Genomic DNA, 15,904 nt, shown 5'->3' on the forward strand with positions numbered 1-15,904 from the left:
CATGAGCAAGAACGCCTACATCCACAAAGTGCTGCCCGGTTCGCCGGGCAGCGCGCTGCTGTTCGTCTTCCACGGCACCGGAGCCGACGAGAACCAGCTTCTGTCCTTCGGTCGCGAGCTCGCGCCTTCGGCGACGATAGTCTCGCCGCGCGGCGATGTGTCGGAGCAAGGTGCCGCCCGTTTCTTCCGCCGCACCGGCGAAGGCGTCTACGACATGGACGACCTCGCGCGGGCGACGGCCAAGATGGCCGGCTTCGTCAAGGCGCATGTCGAGGCGGCAAAGCCCTCGGCGGTGTTCGGCCTCGGCTATTCCAACGGCGCCAACATCCTGGCCTCGGCGGTGTTCGCCGAGCCAGGACTGTTCGATGCCGCGGCGCTGATGCATCCGCTGATCCCGTTCGAGCCGCAGGTGCAGGGCAGCCTTGCCGGGCGCCGCATCCTGATCACGGCCGGCAGGCGCGACCCGATCTGCCCGCCGAACCTGACAACGCGGCTGGAGGCCTATTTGCGCGCCGACGGGGCCGATGTCACAGTGGAATGGCACGACGGCGGGCACGAGGTGCGGCCGAATGAAATCGAAGCGGCGCGGCGGCTCTTTGCCCTCTCGCTCGTCGGCGCAGGAGGCAAGAAAAATGGCTGACCAGCTGCCTGAGATCGAACTGGAAGATCGCGGCTCCAAGGGTCGCTACCTGCTGCGCGGACCAGGCGGCGCCGAGGCCGAAATGACCTTCACCAAGGTCGGCGAGCACCAGCTCATCATCGATCACACCGAGGTGCCGGATGTCTTTCGCGGCCAGGGCGCCGGGGTTCGCCTGGTAGCCCGCGCCGTCGAGGACGCGCGCGCGGCGGGCAAGAAGATAATCCCGCTCTGCCCCTTCGCCAACGCCCAGTTCCGCCGCCATCCGGAATGGGCCGACGTGCTGAAATAGTAGCACTTGTCTTCCCCTTCTCCCCCGGGGAGAAGGGGGCCGCGAAGCGGCCGGCTGAGGGGAGTTCCAGGGAAAACCGACGTCTCACTCCGCTGCAGCGCCCCGAACCGTCTCGGCGCTGCGCGCCGATCCATCGCCGCCAGGGGCGAGCGACGCGTCTCGCCCAGCCATAAATGCGAACACGCGTCTGGCATTTGCGCAGTTCGGCCATCTTGCCTAATTAGACAGATCACCTGGGATTCTCCCGCCCCGATCCGCCACCTCAAAAAAGCGAATGGCCTGATGACCGAATCCGACCTCATTCCCGTTTTCGATGGCCACAACGACACGCTGCTCAGGCTCTACCAGTCGAACGAAGCCGATGTCGAAAAGCTGTTCATCGAGGGCACGCCGGGCGGTCACATCGACAAGCCGCGCGCCAAAAAGGGCGGTTTTGCCGGCGGCATGTTCGCCATCTTTCCGCCGCCGATCGAAAAGACCAAGCGCAGCGCCGTGCCGCCGGCGCCGAGCGACAACGAACCACTGCCGCCGGAACTGCCGCGCGCCGAGGCGGTCACGTCGACCATCGGCATGGCCTCGATCCTGTTCAGGCTCGAGCGCGCCGGCGCGCTCACCGTCTGCCGCAGCGCCGGCGATGTGCGCGAGGCGATGGCGAATGGCTCGATCGCCGCGGTGTTCCATATCGAAGGCGTCGAGGCGATCGATCCCGAGCTTGCCATGCTCGACGTGCTCCATGCCGCCGGGCTCCGCTCGCTGGGGATCGTCTGGAGCCGGCCGAACGCCTTCGGCAGCGGCGTCCCGTTCCGCTTTCCCTCATCGCCCGATACCGGGCCGGGCCTGACCGACGCCGGCAAGGCGCTGGTCAAGGCGTGCAACCGGCTCAGGATCATGATCGACCTCTCGCATCTCAACGAGAAGGGTTTTCGCGATGTCGCCGCGCTCAGCGATGCGCCGCTGGTCGCGACCCACTCCAACGTGCATGCGATCTGCGGCCATTCGCGCAACCTCACCGACTGGCAGCTCGGCGCGATCCGCGAAACGGGCGGCATGGTGGGCCTGAACTTCGCCACCGGCTTCCTGCGCGTGGACGGCCGCATGAATGCCGACACCAGCCTCGACATCATGCTGCGCCACATCGAGTCGCTGTTGCAGGCGCTGGGCGAGGACGGTGTGGGTCTCGGATCCGATTTCGACGGTGCCATGATCCCGGCGGTGATCGGCGACGTGGCAGGCCTGCCGAAGCTCCTCGACGCGCTCGCCGCTCGCGGCTTCGGGCGCGCGCTGATCGAGAAGATCGCTTTTCGGAACTGGCTGCGTGTCCTTGAAAGGACGATCGGATAAAGTGACAATCTTGGACGTTCGGAATTGGGCCAGAACGCTCCCCCAACGTCGTCATCTTAGGGCGAAGCAGGAGCGCAGCTCCGTCGCGCTGCGGGCTTACGCACCCAAGCGCTTTAGCCATTCCTTGCCGACACCGCGGTCGCGGATGATCGGCAAGGGGTCTTCATGGTCGAGCCGGGCGCAGATGCGGTAGACTTCCAGCGTCTCGGCATCCATCTCGCCGCGCTTGAAGAAGAACATCGCCGCCGCATAGCGGGTGCGGCCGGACCACATCTCGCCGAGCGGCGTGTTGACCAGCTGCCACTGCTCGGCCGCTTCCGCCTCCGCGTCCAGCCTGTCCGCATCCCCTTCCACGTCAAAAGTCCGCCGGCGGGTTGGCGGTGCGGCGATCGAGCTTGATGAACGGCCGCGGCACTACTTTCGCCCGCTTCATCAGCTTCTGGTATCGCAGCTCGCGCAAGGCGTAGATCTCGACCCAGAGGTCGTCGACGACCGTATCACCATAAGGCCGTTGCAAGGAGGCGATGGCGATGTTGCGCTTGGCCATGGGCGACCACATCGCCGCGCTGACGAGCCCGACCTCCCGGCTCTTCTTCCAGTAGACGATGGCGTGCACGGCCGGGATGTTGCCTTCGATCTCCAGCCCGACCAGCACATGGCGCAGCTGCTTCTTCGCCCGCGCTTCGAAGATGGGGCGGCGGCCGTTGAAGTGGCCTTTGTCCGGATCGACCATGAAGCCGAGGCCGATCTCGTCCGGCATGCGCAGGCGGTCGGCACGGATGGCGTGCTGGGCAGTGGTGAAGTCGGCATTGGCGACGATCAGCCCGGCTTCTAGCCGGGCGCGATTGAGCGCCGTGTAGCCGATGGCGCGGATGCCGCGCAGCCCGCCCGCCGCCATCAGCCGGTCCCATAGGCTCAACGCCTTGTCCGCCGGCACGAACAGCTCGTAGCCGAGATCGCCGGTGAAGCCGGTGCGCGAGATGGTGATGGCAGCGCCGTCATGCGCGAAGTCGGCGAGGTCGAAAACCTTCAGCCGCTCGATGCCGGCAAAGCCGGCGTCGCGCAGGATGGCGAAGGAGGTTGGGCCTTGCAGCGCGAGCCCGGCGATCGCTTCGGTTTCTTCCTCGACGCTGACCTCGTAGCCGATGGCGCTGTCAAGCAGCCAGGGCAGATGCCGCTCCTGCGAGCACAGCCGAAAGCGCGTCGGCGACAGCCGGAACAGCGTGCCGTCATCGAGGACGAAACCTTCGTCGTCGCACCAGGCGGTGTAGTGGACGCGGCCCGGCTTCAACCTAGTCACGTCGCGCAGCGTGACACGGTCGAGATAGGCTTCAGCGTCCGGACCCTCGATCCGGTATTTCGTCATCGGCGAGATGTCGAGGAGTGCCGCCTGGCTGCGAATGGCAAAATATTCCAGCTCCTCGTCCCAGAGCGAATGCGGCGCGCGGTAGCCGGCCCAATTGTACCAGTCGTTTGTCAGCGCCAGCGCGTCGATGCGCGGCTGGAAAGGTGTGCCGAGCCGAAGCGTGCGGAAGTGGGATTGCGCAAGGGTGCGGGCGGAATTGATTTTCACATGACGATTCATGTTGGCGTCGTAGAGCGCTGCGTTTGTGAATGGCGAAATCATCTCATGCCCTTATCGCGATGATGCGGCGTGCGGCGTTGAGGCCGGGGGCGCCGGAGATGCCGCCGCCGGGATGCGAACCGGCGCCGGCAAGGAACAGCCCTTCGAGCGGCGTGTCGTAGCCCGACCAACCGGAGACCGGCCGCGACATCAGCATCTGGTCGGCCTGCAACTCGCCGTGGTGCCAGTGACCGCCGGGCATGCGGTAGCGCCCCTCGATGTCGGCCGGAGTCAGCAACTCGGCATGACGCACCGTGGCGCCGATGCCAGGCGCATAGGCTTCGAGCTGCGCCATGATCGCCTTGAGGAATTGCGGCTTGCCGGCGGTCCAGCCCTGTTTCAATGCATAAGGTGCGTATTGCACCACCGCGGAGAGCACGCAGGCGCCGGAGGGTGCCAGCGAAGGATCGACCAGGCTGGGCAGCGTGATCTCCATCACCGGCTCGGGCGAGAACTCGCCATATTTCGACGGGTTGAAGGCGCCCTCGACATGGTCCGGCGAAGGCGCGATGACGAGTCGGCCCTTGTGGCCAGCGGCGTCGACGCCGGCAAATTGCGGCGGCCGGTCGAGCGCGAGATGAAGCTTCGCCGCATCGCCCTTCATGCGGATGTTCTTCATCTTGCGCACGAAACCGGTGTCGACCTCGCGCGGCCCGGCCAGATCGAGGATCGTGGTTGCGGGATTGATTGCCGAGACGACGGCTTTTGCGCGCAGCGCTTCGCCGCCCTGCGTGACGACACCGACGGCGCGGCCCTTCTCGACGACGACCTTGGCGACCGGCGAAGCCAGACGGATCGAAACCCCCGCTTGCTCGGCCGCCGAGCGGATAGCGGCAACGACCGCGCCCATGCCACCCTTGGGCTGTATCTGCGCGCCGGCGAGCCCGCCGATCTCGCCAGCGAGCCGATAGTAGAGGCCGAGCAGCGATGTCGGCGAGCGCGGACCGAGATGGCTGCCCAGTGTCGCGTCGAAAGCGAGCAGGCCTTTCAGCCTGTCGTCGGAAAGCTGCTCGTCGAGCAAGTCGTAGACGTTCATCAAGAGCACGCGCAGGAAGTCGCGCATGTCCTCCTTGCCGAGCTTCTTCAGCGCCAGCGCCGTCTGGCCGAGCCCGGTCATTTCGGCGAGCGACATGCCGGCAAGGTCCGGCGGACGGCGCGACAGGAAGGGTTTCAGCACGCCGGCGTAGCGCAACAGCTGCGCGCGCAGGTCGCGCCAAGCCGACTGCTCCGACGGGCTGGCGCCCGTCAGCGCCTCGCCATAGGCGCCGTGCAGCACCAGCGGGCCGTCTTTCGACAATGCGATCGACGGCACCAAATCGCCGCGCTCGATCTTCAGCCCGTGGCGCTCGAGCTCCAGCGTCTTCACCACATCGGGATGCAGGCGGTTGAGCAGATGAGCGACCGAGGAGACGCGAAACCCCGGCGCGAATTCCTCGGTGCGCGCCGCGCCGCCGACCTCCTTGCCGGCCTCGAGCAGCAGCACCTTGCGTCCCGATTTCGCCAGCGTGGCGGCGGCGACCAGGCCGTTGTGCCCGCCGCCGATGACGATCGCGTCCCAATTCGTTTCAGATGACGTCATGGGCCGGGCTCATATGCAGGGTTGGTTTGGCGAGATCGCGCAGGATCTCGGCGGCGGCGTTGCGTCCGGGCGCGCCCATGACGCCGCCGCCCGGATGCGTGGAGGAACCGCACATATAGAGCCCGCCGACCGGCGAACGGTATTGCGCATAGCCCGGCACCGGGCGATTGAACAGCAGCTGGTCGAAGGTCAGTTCGCCTTGGAAGATGTTGCCTTCGGTGAGGCCGACCTCGGCCTCGATCTCGCGCGGCGTGCGCACCTCCATATGGACGATGCGGTCGCGGAAGCCGGGCGAATATTCGGCGATCTGCGCAACCACGCTCTCGGCGAAGCCGTCGCGGTCGGCGTCCGTCCAGTCTCGGCCGCCAATTTTGGGCGGCGCGTATTGCACGAAGCAGCTCATGAAATGTTTTCCCGGCGGCGCCATGGTCGGGTCGAGTGTGGTCGGGATCACCATGTCGAGGAAGGGATCGGCCGACCAGCGCCCGGCCTTCCAGTCGTCATAGGCGCGCTCCATGCGCTCGATTGAATCGGTGAAGTGCATGTCGGCGTGATAGACCGGCGAATCCTTCGGCAGAGCCGGGAATTGGGGAAGTGAATCCAGCGCGATGTTGACCTTGCCGGACGAGCCGCGGATCTTGAAGTTCCTGACCCGCCGAAGGAAGATGTCGGGCAGCTCCTTCTCCTCGACCAGCTTCAGGAAGGTGCGCTTCACGTCGGCGTTTGAGACGACGAGCTTGCCATAGACCTCTTCGCCGCCGGCCAGTACGACGCCCTTGGCCCTGCCGTTCCTAATCAGCACGCGCTCGACCTCGGCGCCGGTGCGGATCGTGCCGCCGGAGGCCTTGAACGAGGCGGCGAGCGCCTTGGTCACGGCACCCATACCGCCACGCGCATAGCCCCAGGCGCCCACCGAGCCATCGACCTCACCCATATAGTGGTGGAGCAGGACATAGGCCGTGCCGGGCGACATGGGCCCAAGCGCCGTGCCTATGATGCCGGAGAGCGCAAAGTTCGCCTTGATGACGTCGGTCTCGAAATACTCGTCGAGGAAGTCGGAGATCGACATCGTCCAGAAGCGCAAGGTCAGCGCCATTTCCTCAGCGGTGAGACCGGCGAATTTCTTGCCGAGATAGAGCAGCTCGCCAAGATCGCGCGGCTTGAAGCTGGTGGGATCGGGCGCGGTGCGCATCAACAGCGGCTGGATGAAGCGGCACTGCCTTGTGACGTCGCGCGAATAGCGGTCGTAGGCCTCGGCGTCGCGCTTGGAGAAGCGGGCGAATTCGCGGCGATGCGCATCGTGGTCGCGGTAGTTGGCGAGATAGTCGCCGTCGCGCGTGAACACCGCGCCGCCTTCATAGGAGATCACCTGCAGGCCGAAGCGCGGCAGCTCCAGATCGCGCATGATCTCGGGCCGGAACAGCGAGCAGACATAGGAGCAGTTGGAGTAGAGAAAGCCCGGCGTCAGCTCGCGGCTGGTGGCCGCACCGCCGACCCAGTCGTTCTTCTCGACCACCAGCACGTCGAGCCCGGCGCGCTGCAGATAGCCGGCGTTGACCAGCCCGTTGTGGCCGCCGCCGATGACGATCGCGTCCCATGCCTTCATGTGCGCTCAACCTCCGGCCGCCCGTTTTTGGGTGCGATTTGTTCCCCGATCAGCCGAATTTGGCACGGGTCACGGTTTTTTGTCCAGCCATTTTGAATGAATGTTCAACAAATGGTGTTGCGTTTCTGCGTTGATGCGCTAGGCTTTGCCCCGCATTTCTGGTGTCCACTAGCGCGAAGGCGACTTCGGCATTTGAGGCCTCAGTCCGATGATCGAAACGGCTAACGCCAAGCCGGAATATGACGACGCGGCCATTCGCTTCCTCGAGGCGCTCTGGGGCGATGGCTACCTCTCCCCGGGCGGCCCGGACGAAGTGGACCGCGTGGTCGAAGGCCTCTCGCTCAAGGGCAAGACGATCCTCGATCTCGGCTGCGGCGCCGGCGGCGTCACGCTGGATCTGGTCGCGCGCCATGGTGCGGCGCATGCGACCGGTTTCGATGTCGAGAGGCCGGTGATCGAGACGGCAAAGCGAAACGCGGCTGCGCAGGGTCTCCAGCACCGCGTCAGCTTCGTCCAGGCGCCGCCGGGACTGCTGCCTTTCACCGATGCTTCCTTCGACGTCGTCTTCTCGAAGGACGCACTGTTGCATGTCCGGGACAAGGATGCCCTGTTCGCCGAGATCTTCCGCGTGCTGAAGCCCGGCGGCGTCTTCGCCGCGTCGAACTGGATGATCTCGCACGACGGCGAGCCGTCTGCGGACATGAAGGCCTATCTCGCGGCGGAAGGCTTGTCCTTTGCCATGGCTTCGCCGGCGCGCTACGCCGAGGCGATGCGTCGTGCTGGCTTCCGCGACATCAGCGTCCGCGACCGCAACGCATGGTACAGCGAGGTGGCGCGGGAGGAACTGGCGCGCCTGAAGGGGCCACTCTATCAAGCGCTCGCCGCCGCGGTCGGCGGGGCCTATGTCGACAAGAACATCCGGACCTGGGAGGCGATGCAGAAGGTGCTTGACAGTGGTGAGCACCGCCCCACTCATCTGCGCGGTTGGAAGCCGGTCGGATAGCCGGCAATGCTGGAGACCGTCACGCTCATGAAGAATGCAGAGGCCAGGGATGCCTTGCCCGAACCGGCACGAAAAGGAGACGCCGAGAAGCGCGGCCGCAAGGCTTCGAAAGAAGTCAGGCAACTCCAGTTGATCGAGGCGACGATCGATTCACTGGCCAAGCGCGGCTATGCGGAAACGACGATGGCCGATGTGGCCGACGGCGCGGGCCTGTCCCGCGGCATCGTCAACTTCCATTTCGAAAGCAAGGAGAAGCTGCTCGTCGCCACGCTGCAATATATGTATGACGAGTATTCGGCGCATTGGCGCGCGGCCTTGCAGAAGGCAGGCGACGATCCGGCGCGGCAGCTGCAGGCGCTGGTGTGGGCCGACTTCGATCGCTCGATCTGCAACAAGCGCAAGCTCGCCGCCTGGTGCGCCTTCTGGGGCGAGGCCAAATCGCGGCCGACCTACCAGGCGCTGAGCAGCTCGCGCGACGCTTACTACCAGCAGGTGTTCATCGATCTCTGCGCGACGCTCAAGCAAAGCGGCGGCTATGCCTATGAGCCGCAGGTCATGGCGCTGGCGCTATCGGCCATGCTCGAGGGCCTGTGGCTGCGGTTGATGATGGGCACCCAGGACACCACGCGCGAGACCGCGCTGCAGGCGGCCAACGCGTTCCTGGCCGCCGCCTTTCCGAAACACTACGATTAACGTCAGCCCGGGGTTAGCAACAGCCGGCCAGCAAGACCGGCAAGACCAAAGAGGATGGAACAGCATGAAGAAACTCAGCCGACGCCTGACACTTACTTTGGCGCTCGCCGGTGCGCTGGCGTCTTCGGCGGCAGCGTTCGCCGTTGCCGCCGACAAGGACCTCATCGTGTTCGACTGGTCCGGCTATGAGGACCCCAGCTTCCACGGCAAATATGTCGAGAAGGACGGCGACTCGCCGACCTTCGCCTTCTTCGGCGATGAGGACGAGGCATTTGAGAAGATCCGCTCCGGCTTCAAGGCCGACCTCGGCCATCCGTGTTCGCAAAGCGTGGTGAAGTGGCGCGAGGCGGGGCTGTTGCAGCCGCTCGACACTTCCAAGATCGCCGGCTGGAAGGATCTCAACCCCGGCATCATGGCGATGAAGGACCTTGCCACCACCCCCGACGGCAAAGCCTGGTTCATGCCTTGGGACTGGGGTGACACGCAGCTCACCTTCAACTCCGACAAGATCGCCGAGAAGGACGTGCAGTCGCTGAAGGCCTTCGCCGATCCCAAGTATAAGGGACGCGTCTCGATCGGCGACAATGTCGACGACGCCTATGCGCTGGCCAGCCTCGCCATCGGGCTGAAGGACTGGACAAAGATGACGGACGAGCAGTTCAAGCAGGCGTCCGATTTCCTGCGCCAGGTGCACAAGAACGTGCGCTCCTACTGGACCGACACCACCGACATCGTGCAGCTGCTCTCAGGCGGCGAGGTCGATCTCGCCTGGGCCTGGAACGACGCGGCGGTGCAATCACAGGCCGCCGGCGTGCCGATCAAGTCCAAGAAGGATACCGACGAGGGCATCTCGACCTGGGTGTGCGGCTATGTGCTGTTCAAGGACGCGCCCGGCAACATTGACAAGGCCTATGACTATCTCAATGCCGTCAACGATCCGGAAGTCGCCAAGGTGCTGGTCAAGGACTGGGGCTACGGCCAAGCCAACGCCAAGGGCATGGCCGGTGTCGACCAGGCGGTGCTCAAGGAAAAGGGCTACGACAACGTGGAAAAATGGGTCGACAAGACGCTGTTCCAGCAGCCGCTGCCTTCCGAGCTCAAGCTGAAGATGATCGCCGAGTTCGAGAAGATCAAGGCCGGCTATTGAACAGCAAGACCGAAAGCACCGACGTTGCAATCGTCGGCGCCGGCTTCACCGGCCTGTCGGCCGCGCTCGAATTGAAGCGCGCCGGCATCGATTTCCTTGTCCTGGAAGCGCGCGGCCGCGTCGGCGGTCGTGTGGAAGGTGTGCGAAACGGGCTCGGCGAGCTGATCGACAGCGGCGGCCAGTTCCTGTGCGAAGACATGCCGGAGCTGATGGCGCTGGCCAGGGCGCGCGGCAAGACCTTCGTCAAAACCTTTGTCGATGGCGATTTCATCACCCATCCACCGATGTCGGTCGACCAGGCCGGACAGACCTATGTGACCGCGATGGCGATCCGCGACCGCATGAACTGGATCGAGCCTGACGATCCCGCGATCGTCGGGCTGACCGTCGCCTCCTGGCTCGAACGCCAGACCGATCCGGTAGATGCCAAAGCCGCCTTCCGCTCGATGATCGAAGGACTGTGGTGCCTGGCGCTGGAAAAGGTGCCGCTCTGGTACCTGATCGACAATGATCGCCGCATCACCAACGAAGTGCCGGAACTGCAATATTCTCTGCGCGAGACCATGCAGTCGCTGGCCGCGGACCTGGCGGGCGATCTCGGTGACCGGCTGCGGCTGAACGAGCCGGTCATTCGCGTCGAGCGCGGGCCGTCCGGCGTTCGTGTCGTTGCAGGCGGCGGCGCCGTCGAGGCGCGCGAGGTCCTGCTCGCCCTGCCGCCTGCGACGGCCAACAGGCTCGACTTTCGGCCTGCCTTGTCGACGGCCTTAAAGAAGGCGCTCGGCGTCTGGGAAAGTGGCGCGGTGGTCAAGATCCTCGTCCGCTATGCCAAGCCGTTCTGGCGCGAGCGCGATCTAAGCGGAATGGTGATGTGGCGCGACATGCCGGGCCTGTTTGCCTGCGATGCCAGCAAGGATGCCGAGCATGCAGCGCTCGTCGTCTTCATCGGTGGACCGCTGGCGCTGCGCTGCCGCAAGCTGGGTGCTGCGGCGTTGCGCGCCGAGGTCATTGCGAAGCTCGCGGATGCGCTCGGTCCGGACGCGGCCGATATTCTCGATTTCAGCCAGCGCGACTGGACGGATGACCGCTGGAGCGGCGGCGCCTATAGCGATCTCATCGTCGACGTGACGGCAACGGATGCCGAGCGCACGATCCTTGCCGGCGCGCCGCCGATCCACTTTGCGTCGTCGGAAGTGTCGCCGTCCTTCCCCGCCTATGTCGAGGGCGCGATCTTGGCCGGACGCATCGCCGCCGGGAAGATTTTGGCGCGGCTTCAGTCCGCCATCGCCACCAGGGCCTCTGGGTCGTAGGCGAGACGGATCGGCGCGCCGACCGGAATGTCGTCGGCGCCGAAATCATTGGTCTCGGTCACCGAGAGCGGCTTTTCCAGCCCCGGGATCTCGACGATCAGATGCGTGATCTCGCCGAAATAGTGGCGCTCGACCACCTTGCCGGCGAGCTCGAACTTGGCCGTCGAATTGTCCCAGAGCACGCGCAGCCGCTCCGGCCGGATACCGAGCGTCGCCGCGCCGCCGTTGCGGACGAAGGCCTTCGGCTTGTCGGTCCTCACACGCCCGAAGCCAAGCGTGTCGACAACCAAGGACGCGCCGTTCTCCTCGACGATCTCGGCCTTGACGAAATTCATGCCGCCGAGGAAGTCGGCGACCTGGCGGTTGACCGGGCGCTGGTAGATTTCCTTGGGCGAGGCGACCTGCGCGATACGGCCGCCGAACATGACGGCGATGCGGTCCGACATGGCCAAAGCCTCGTACTGGTCGTGCGTGACCAGCACGAAGGTGATGCCGACCGCCTGCTGCAGCCGGCGCAACTCGACCTGCATCTGCTCGCGCAGCTTCTTGTCGAGAGCCGATAGCGGCTCGTCGAGCAGCAGCACCTTGGGACGCATGACCAGCGCGCGGGCCAGCGCCACGCGCTGACGCTGGCCGCCGGAGAGTTCGGTGGCGCGGCGCTTGCCAAGGCCGGTCAGCGACACCTGCGCCAGCGCCTCCTCGACGCGGCGCTTTTCTTCGCCGCCCTGCAGTTTCAGCCGCTTCAGCCCGTAGGCGACGTTCTGCTCGACATTGAGATGCGGAAAGATCGCGTAGCTCTGGAAGACCATGTTGGTCGGACGCCGGTTGGCGGGAATGCCGTCCATCGGCTGGCCGTCGACCGCGATCGAGCCGCTGGTCGGCGTGTCGAAGCCGGCGATCATGCGCAAGAGCGTGGTCTTGCCGCAGCCGGACGGCCCGAGCAGCGAGAAGAACTCGCCCTCCCTGATCGCGAGCGATGCATTATTCAACGCCTTGAACGCGCCGTAGCTGCGCGTGACGTCGCGGATCTCGATCATGGTGCGATCGGACATCGTTCGCTCGGATTGGACCCGCTCAAGCATAGAGGCCTCCCTCGTTCTGGGTGCGTCTCGCCGCGCGGCGGCGCAGGATCTCGGCAACGGTCATCAGCACGAAGGACGCCGCCAACAACAAGGTACCGAGCGCCAGCACGCCGGGGAGCTTGGCCGCGAAGCGCAGCTGTCCCCAGATGTAGATCGGCAGCGTCGCCTCGGTGCCGGTGAGGAAGAAGGCGATGATGAACTCGTCGAGCGAGATGGTGAAGCAGACCAGCAGGCTGGAGATGATCGCCGGCGCCACCATCGGCAGCGTCACGCGCCGGAAGGTGCCGAAGGCGCTTTCGCCGAGATCGGCGGAGGCTTCCTCGAGGCTGCGGTCGAAGCCTTCGAAGCCGGAGGTCAGCACCGTCATCGAATAGGGAATGCAGACCAGCACATGCCCAAGCACGACCGTGAACAGCGACAGGCTCAAGCCCAGTTGCAGCATCACCAGCAGCATCGAGATGGCAACGATGACCTCGGGCAGCACCAGCGGGGCCATGATCAGCCCGTTGACGGTGCGTCGGCCGGGATAGCGGTAGCGGGTGATCGAACGGGCGGCGAGAATGCCGAACACGGTCGACAGGATAGCGGCCGAGGCGCCGACAACCAAGCTGTTCCAGGTGGCGTCGATCAGTGCCGGCGTGCGCGGCAGGTCCTGGTACCAATGCAGCGTGACGCCTGAGAGCGGGAATTTCGGCGTCGCCGCGGTGTTGATCGAGAAGATCGGCAGGAAGATCACCGGCAGATAGAGGAAGAGAATGTAGAGCGCGGCGTAGCTCGACAGCCAGCTTGGCAGGTAACGCCTGATCGCCGTCATCGCGCCAGCCTCTGCAGCGCGCGGATGACCAGCACCGCGGCGCCTGCCATCAGCGAGACGATGACCATGGTGGTGACGGAGAGTGCGGCGCCGAGCGGCCAGTTCGACGCCTTGCCGAATTGCGCCTGGATGGCGTTGGCAATCATCACGCCGTCTTTGCCGCCGACCAGCTTCGGCGTGACGTAGTCGCCGACGGTCGGGATCATGACGATCAGCGCCGCCGAGATGACGCCTGGCGCCGACAGCGGCAAGGTCACGCGCAGAAAGGAGCGCAGCGGCCCGTCGCCGAGATCGGTCGCCGCTTCGACCAGGGTGCGGTCGACCTTCTCCAGCGAAACGAAGATCGGCAGGATGGCGAAGGTCGCCCAGGCGTGGGTCAGCGTGATGATGACGGCGCTGGAATTATAGAGCAGCGCAGTCGACGGCTCGTCGATGAGCCCGAGGCCCATCAGGCCGGAATTGAGCACGCCGTTGTAGCCGAGGATCACCTTCCACGACATCACGCGCAGCAGGTAGCTGGTCCAGAACGGGATGGTGATGAGGAACAGCCAGAGGCTCTTCTGGCGGCCGCCATGGAAGGAAATGAAATAGGCGATCGGATAGGCGAGCAGCACGGTGAGCAGGCTAACCGTCAGCGAGATGTAGAGCGAGCGCCAGAGCAGGTCGCGGTAGATCGGCTCGGTCAGCGCGATCCGATAATTCTCCAGCGTGAATGTGTGGTCGATGGTCAGGTAGTCCTGCGTCCAGAAGGAATGGGCTATAACAACCAGGATCGGCAGGACGAGAAGGATGAGCGCGTAAACGAAGGTCGGGCTGATCAGCGCAATGCCCTGGACGGCTTCCGACTGCAGAAGGGGACTTCGTCTGGCTCTCGCCATGCGCAGCGGGGGCGACCCTTCCGCGGCGGCCGTCATTGCAGCGCTCCGGGCGTGATTGCAGTTGCCGGCTCGGACTGTCCCGCCATACGGCCTTCCCATTGATCAGCGCCGACTGCCTGGTCCCAATTTATGTGCCCGGAGCGATCACTCCAGACTTGCCGGCTTTCTTTCATCATGAGCGCATCCGCCGATTGAAATCAAGCGCTATTTCTGCAATATTGATTGAATGGACATTCAAAATGAAGTGACGAAAAGCCGAATTTCCATGGCTTCCCGCTTCGTTTCATGTCTCTGGAAATCACCGCAACGGACCATGCGAGGCTAAGATGGCGGCTGCACGAGAGATCAAGGCGAGGGAAGTTGTCGAGCCCGGGGACGACGATGCGGTCGAGCTGGCCAAGCGCCATCTGGTCCAGCCCTGGCCCTATGCCGGTTCGGTCGGCGCCGAGGCACGGGCGCTGATCGGCGAGGGCGAGGGCATCTACATCACCGACGCATCCGGCAAGCGGCTGATCGACGGTCCGGCCGGCATGTGGTGCATCAATGTCGGGCATCGCCGCGAGGAACTGGCAAGGGTGATGTACGACCAGGCGATGGCGCTGTCCTACAACACGCCTTGGTATACGATGAATGCGCCCTCAGCCGAGCTTGCGAGACGCATCGCCGATGCCGCTCCCGGCGATCTCAGTCACACCTTCTTCACCACCGGCGGCTCGTCGGCGGTGGAGACGGCGCTGCGCTTCATGCAGTTCTACAACAATGTGCGCGGCAGGCCGGAGAAGAAGCTGATCCTCAGCCGCGGCGGCGCCTATCACGGCTCGACCTACCTGTCGGCCTCGCTCAACGGCCGCCCGCGCGACCGGCACTGGATGGATGGTGCCGACGAGCTGGTAATCAAGCTCTCCTCGCCCGATCCGTTCCGACGGCCGAAGGAGATGAGCATCGACGCCTTCACCGATTTCCTCGTCGACCAGTTCCGCGACACGGTCGCGCGCGTCGGCGCCGGTCGCATTGGCGCCTTTGTCGGCGAACCGGTGCAAGCTTCGGGCGGCGTCGTCGTGCCGCCGGACGGATACCTGAAGCGCATCCGTGAGATCTGCCGCGAGAACGAGATACTCTATGTCTCGGACGAGGTGGTGACCGGCTTCGGACGGCTCGGCCATCTTTTTGCCTCAGGCGACGTGTTCGGCCTCGATCCGGACATGATCACCTTCGCCAAGGGGGTGACCTCGGGCTATTTCCCGCTTGGCGGCGTGATCATCTCGGAGCGGCTGCTGGAGGAACTGCGCCGCTCCAACCATCCCGATGCGCTGTTTGGCCATGGCCTCACCTACACCAGCCATCCGATCGGCTGCGCCGTCGCGCTGAAGAACCTCGATCTTTTGGAAGAGGGCGTGCTTCAGCATGCGCGCGAGATCGCGCCCTATTTCCAGGCGCGCCTGAAAACGCTCGAGGAACTGCCGCTGGTCGGCGAGGTACGCGGCGCCGGCCTGATGGCTTGCGTCGAATGCGTCGCCGACCGCGAGAGCAAGGATCCGCTGCAGCTCGACAAGGATGTGGGAAAGCGTATCGACGCGCATTGCCATGAGCTCGGTCTCTTGGTGCGGCCGCTGATCAACATGTGCGTGATGTCGCCGCCGCTCATCATCAGCCGCGAGCAGATCGACGACATGGTCGCGATCCTGCGCGAAGGCATCTCGCGCACGATGGATGATCTGAGGAAGGAAGGCGTCTGGCGGGGGTGAGAGAGCGCCCCTCTCCCCGTTCTACGGGGAGTGTAGCCGGCGGGTGAGGGGCAGCGCCAGCTTGCGAGATTTAGTTCAGACGCTCCCTGAGGTTCGGGAGCCAGAGCCAATTGTGAGGCGCTTGCCCTGCCCCGCCCTTCGGGCACCTTCTCCCCG

15 protein-coding genes are annotated in these 15,904 nt (G+C 64.9%); 8 read left to right on the forward strand and 7 right to left on the reverse strand.

The window, feature by feature from the left end:
* Position 1 precedes the first annotated feature (1 nt).
* The 3 genes from P9230_RS14810 to P9230_RS14820 all read left to right on the forward strand — a co-directional run bounded on the left by P9230_RS14810 (position 2) and on the right by P9230_RS14820 (position 2,270).
* Positions 2–640, forward strand: a complete 639-nt coding sequence (locus P9230_RS14810) for an alpha/beta hydrolase (protein ID WP_067319263.1) — start codon at positions 2–4, stop codon at positions 638–640.
* Positions 633–929 (forward strand): GNAT family N-acetyltransferase, encoded by a 297-nt coding sequence (locus P9230_RS14815; protein WP_127325621.1) that lies wholly within the window; start codon positions 633–635, stop codon positions 927–929. The genes P9230_RS14810 and P9230_RS14815 overlap by 8 nt, the downstream gene beginning before the upstream one ends.
* A gap of 282 nt (positions 930–1,211) precedes the next feature.
* A complete protein-coding gene (locus P9230_RS14820; RefSeq protein WP_278119679.1) occupies positions 1,212–2,270 on the forward strand; it encodes a dipeptidase in 1,059 nt (352 codons plus the stop codon).
* Positions 2,271–2,366: 96 nt separating this feature from the next.
* Here the strand turns inward: P9230_RS14820 and P9230_RS14825 are convergent, their stop codons facing one another.
* The 4 genes from P9230_RS14825 to P9230_RS14840 are packed head-to-tail and all read right to left on the reverse strand — an operon-like array spanning position 2,367 to position 7,079.
* Positions 2,367–2,624 carry a hypothetical protein gene (locus P9230_RS14825; protein WP_082980657.1) on the reverse strand — a complete coding sequence of 86 codons (258 nt, stop codon included), beginning with the start codon at positions 2,622–2,624 and terminating at the stop codon, positions 2,367–2,369.
* A 1-nt stretch (position 2,625) separates the two neighbouring features.
* Entirely contained in the window at positions 2,626–3,855 is a 1,230-nt protein-coding gene (locus tag P9230_RS14830; protein WP_278120024.1) for an aminomethyltransferase family protein, read from the reverse strand.
* 43 nt (positions 3,856–3,898) lie between these two features.
* Positions 3,899–5,473 carry an NAD(P)/FAD-dependent oxidoreductase gene (locus P9230_RS14835; protein WP_278119682.1) on the reverse strand — a complete coding sequence of 525 codons (1,575 nt, stop codon included), beginning with the start codon at positions 5,471–5,473 and terminating at the stop codon, positions 3,899–3,901.
* A complete protein-coding gene (locus tag P9230_RS14840; RefSeq protein WP_278119684.1) occupies positions 5,460–7,079 on the reverse strand; it encodes an NAD(P)/FAD-dependent oxidoreductase in 1,620 nt (539 codons plus the stop codon). The genes P9230_RS14835 and P9230_RS14840 overlap by 14 nt, the downstream gene beginning before the upstream one ends.
* Before the next feature lie 208 nt (positions 7,080–7,287).
* On the opposite strand from P9230_RS14840, the gene P9230_RS14845 reads away from it, so the two are divergent.
* The 4 genes from P9230_RS14845 to P9230_RS14860 all read left to right on the forward strand — a co-directional run bounded on the left by P9230_RS14845 (position 7,288) and on the right by P9230_RS14860 (position 11,229).
* Positions 7,288–8,082, forward strand: coding sequence for a class I SAM-dependent methyltransferase (locus P9230_RS14845; RefSeq protein ID WP_278119686.1), 795 nt, complete (start codon positions 7,288–7,290; stop codon positions 8,080–8,082).
* A gap of 6 nt (positions 8,083–8,088) precedes the next feature.
* A complete protein-coding gene (gene betI / locus P9230_RS14850) occupies positions 8,089–8,775 on the forward strand; it encodes a transcriptional regulator BetI (protein WP_067319249.1) in 687 nt (228 codons plus the stop codon).
* A 64-nt stretch (positions 8,776–8,839) separates the two neighbouring features.
* Positions 8,840–9,922 (forward strand): ABC transporter substrate-binding protein, encoded by a 1,083-nt coding sequence (locus tag P9230_RS14855; RefSeq protein ID WP_067001264.1) that lies wholly within the window; start codon positions 8,840–8,842, stop codon positions 9,920–9,922.
* Positions 9,919–11,229, forward strand: coding sequence for a flavin monoamine oxidase family protein (locus tag P9230_RS14860; RefSeq protein ID WP_278119687.1), 1,311 nt, complete (start codon positions 9,919–9,921; stop codon positions 11,227–11,229). Before P9230_RS14855 ends, P9230_RS14860 begins: the two co-directional genes overlap by 4 nt.
* On the opposite strand, the gene P9230_RS14865 is transcribed toward P9230_RS14860, so the two are convergent.
* Genes P9230_RS14865 through P9230_RS14875 form a run of 3 tightly spaced genes read right to left on the reverse strand, consistent with a single transcriptional unit; the run spans position 11,193 to position 14,039 of the window.
* Positions 11,193–12,266, reverse strand: a complete 1,074-nt coding sequence (locus P9230_RS14865; protein ID WP_278120026.1) for an ABC transporter ATP-binding protein — start codon at positions 12,264–12,266, stop codon at positions 11,193–11,195. The two genes, P9230_RS14860 and P9230_RS14865, sit on opposite strands and share 37 nt — an antisense overlap.
* A 37-nt stretch (positions 12,267–12,303) precedes the next feature.
* Positions 12,304–13,125 (reverse strand): ABC transporter permease, encoded by an 822-nt coding sequence (locus tag P9230_RS14870; RefSeq protein WP_095799857.1) that lies wholly within the window; start codon positions 13,123–13,125, stop codon positions 12,304–12,306.
* Positions 13,122–14,039: an ABC transporter permease gene (locus P9230_RS14875; RefSeq protein WP_127240701.1), complete on the reverse strand. Its 918-nt coding sequence runs from the start codon at positions 14,037–14,039 to the stop codon at positions 13,122–13,124. Before P9230_RS14875 ends, P9230_RS14870 begins: the two co-directional genes overlap by 4 nt.
* Positions 14,040–14,329: 290 nt before the next feature.
* On the opposite strand from P9230_RS14875, the gene P9230_RS14880 reads away from it, so the two are divergent.
* Positions 14,330–15,748, forward strand: a complete 1,419-nt coding sequence (locus P9230_RS14880) for an aminotransferase (protein ID WP_127240700.1) — start codon at positions 14,330–14,332, stop codon at positions 15,746–15,748.
* The last annotated feature ends 156 nt before the right edge of the window (positions 15,749–15,904 follow it).

The organism is Mesorhizobium sp. WSM4887 (genome assembly GCF_029625865.1).
Lineage (GTDB): Bacteria > Pseudomonadota > Alphaproteobacteria > Rhizobiales > Rhizobiaceae > Mesorhizobium.

Bases quoted from the DNA above. Each gene is read 5' to 3' on its own strand.
- P9230_RS14810 (WP_067319263.1), top strand. From the start codon at position 2: ATGAGCAAGAACGCCTACATCCACAAAGTGCTGCCCGGTTCGCCGGGC.
- P9230_RS14815 (WP_127325621.1), top strand. From the start codon at position 633: ATGGCTGACCAGCTGCCTGAGATCGAACTGGAAGATCGCGGCTCCAAG.
- P9230_RS14820 (WP_278119679.1), top strand. From the start codon at position 1,212: ATGACCGAATCCGACCTCATTCCCGTTTTCGATGGCCACAACGACACG.
- P9230_RS14830 (WP_278120024.1), bottom strand. From the start codon at position 3,855: ATGAATCGTCATGTGAAAATCAATTCCGCCCGCACCCTTGCGCAATCC.
- P9230_RS14835 (WP_278119682.1), bottom strand. From the start codon at position 5,473: ATGACGTCATCTGAAACGAATTGGGACGCGATCGTCATCGGCGGCGGG.
- P9230_RS14840 (WP_278119684.1), bottom strand. From the start codon at position 7,079: ATGAAGGCATGGGACGCGATCGTCATCGGCGGCGGCCACAACGGGCTG.
- P9230_RS14845 (WP_278119686.1), top strand. From the start codon at position 7,288: ATGATCGAAACGGCTAACGCCAAGCCGGAATATGACGACGCGGCCATT.
- betI (WP_067319249.1), top strand. From the start codon at position 8,089: ATGCTGGAGACCGTCACGCTCATGAAGAATGCAGAGGCCAGGGATGCC.
- P9230_RS14855 (WP_067001264.1), top strand. From the start codon at position 8,840: ATGAAGAAACTCAGCCGACGCCTGACACTTACTTTGGCGCTCGCCGGT.
- P9230_RS14865 (WP_278120026.1), bottom strand. From the start codon at position 12,266: ATGATCGAGATCCGCGACGTCACGCGCAGCTACGGCGCGTTCAAGGCG.
- P9230_RS14870 (WP_095799857.1), bottom strand. From the start codon at position 13,125: ATGACGGCGATCAGGCGTTACCTGCCAAGCTGGCTGTCGAGCTACGCC.
- P9230_RS14875 (WP_127240701.1), bottom strand. From the start codon at position 14,039: ATGACGGCCGCCGCGGAAGGGTCGCCCCCGCTGCGCATGGCGAGAGCC.
- P9230_RS14880 (WP_127240700.1), top strand. From the start codon at position 14,330: ATGGCGGCTGCACGAGAGATCAAGGCGAGGGAAGTTGTCGAGCCCGGG.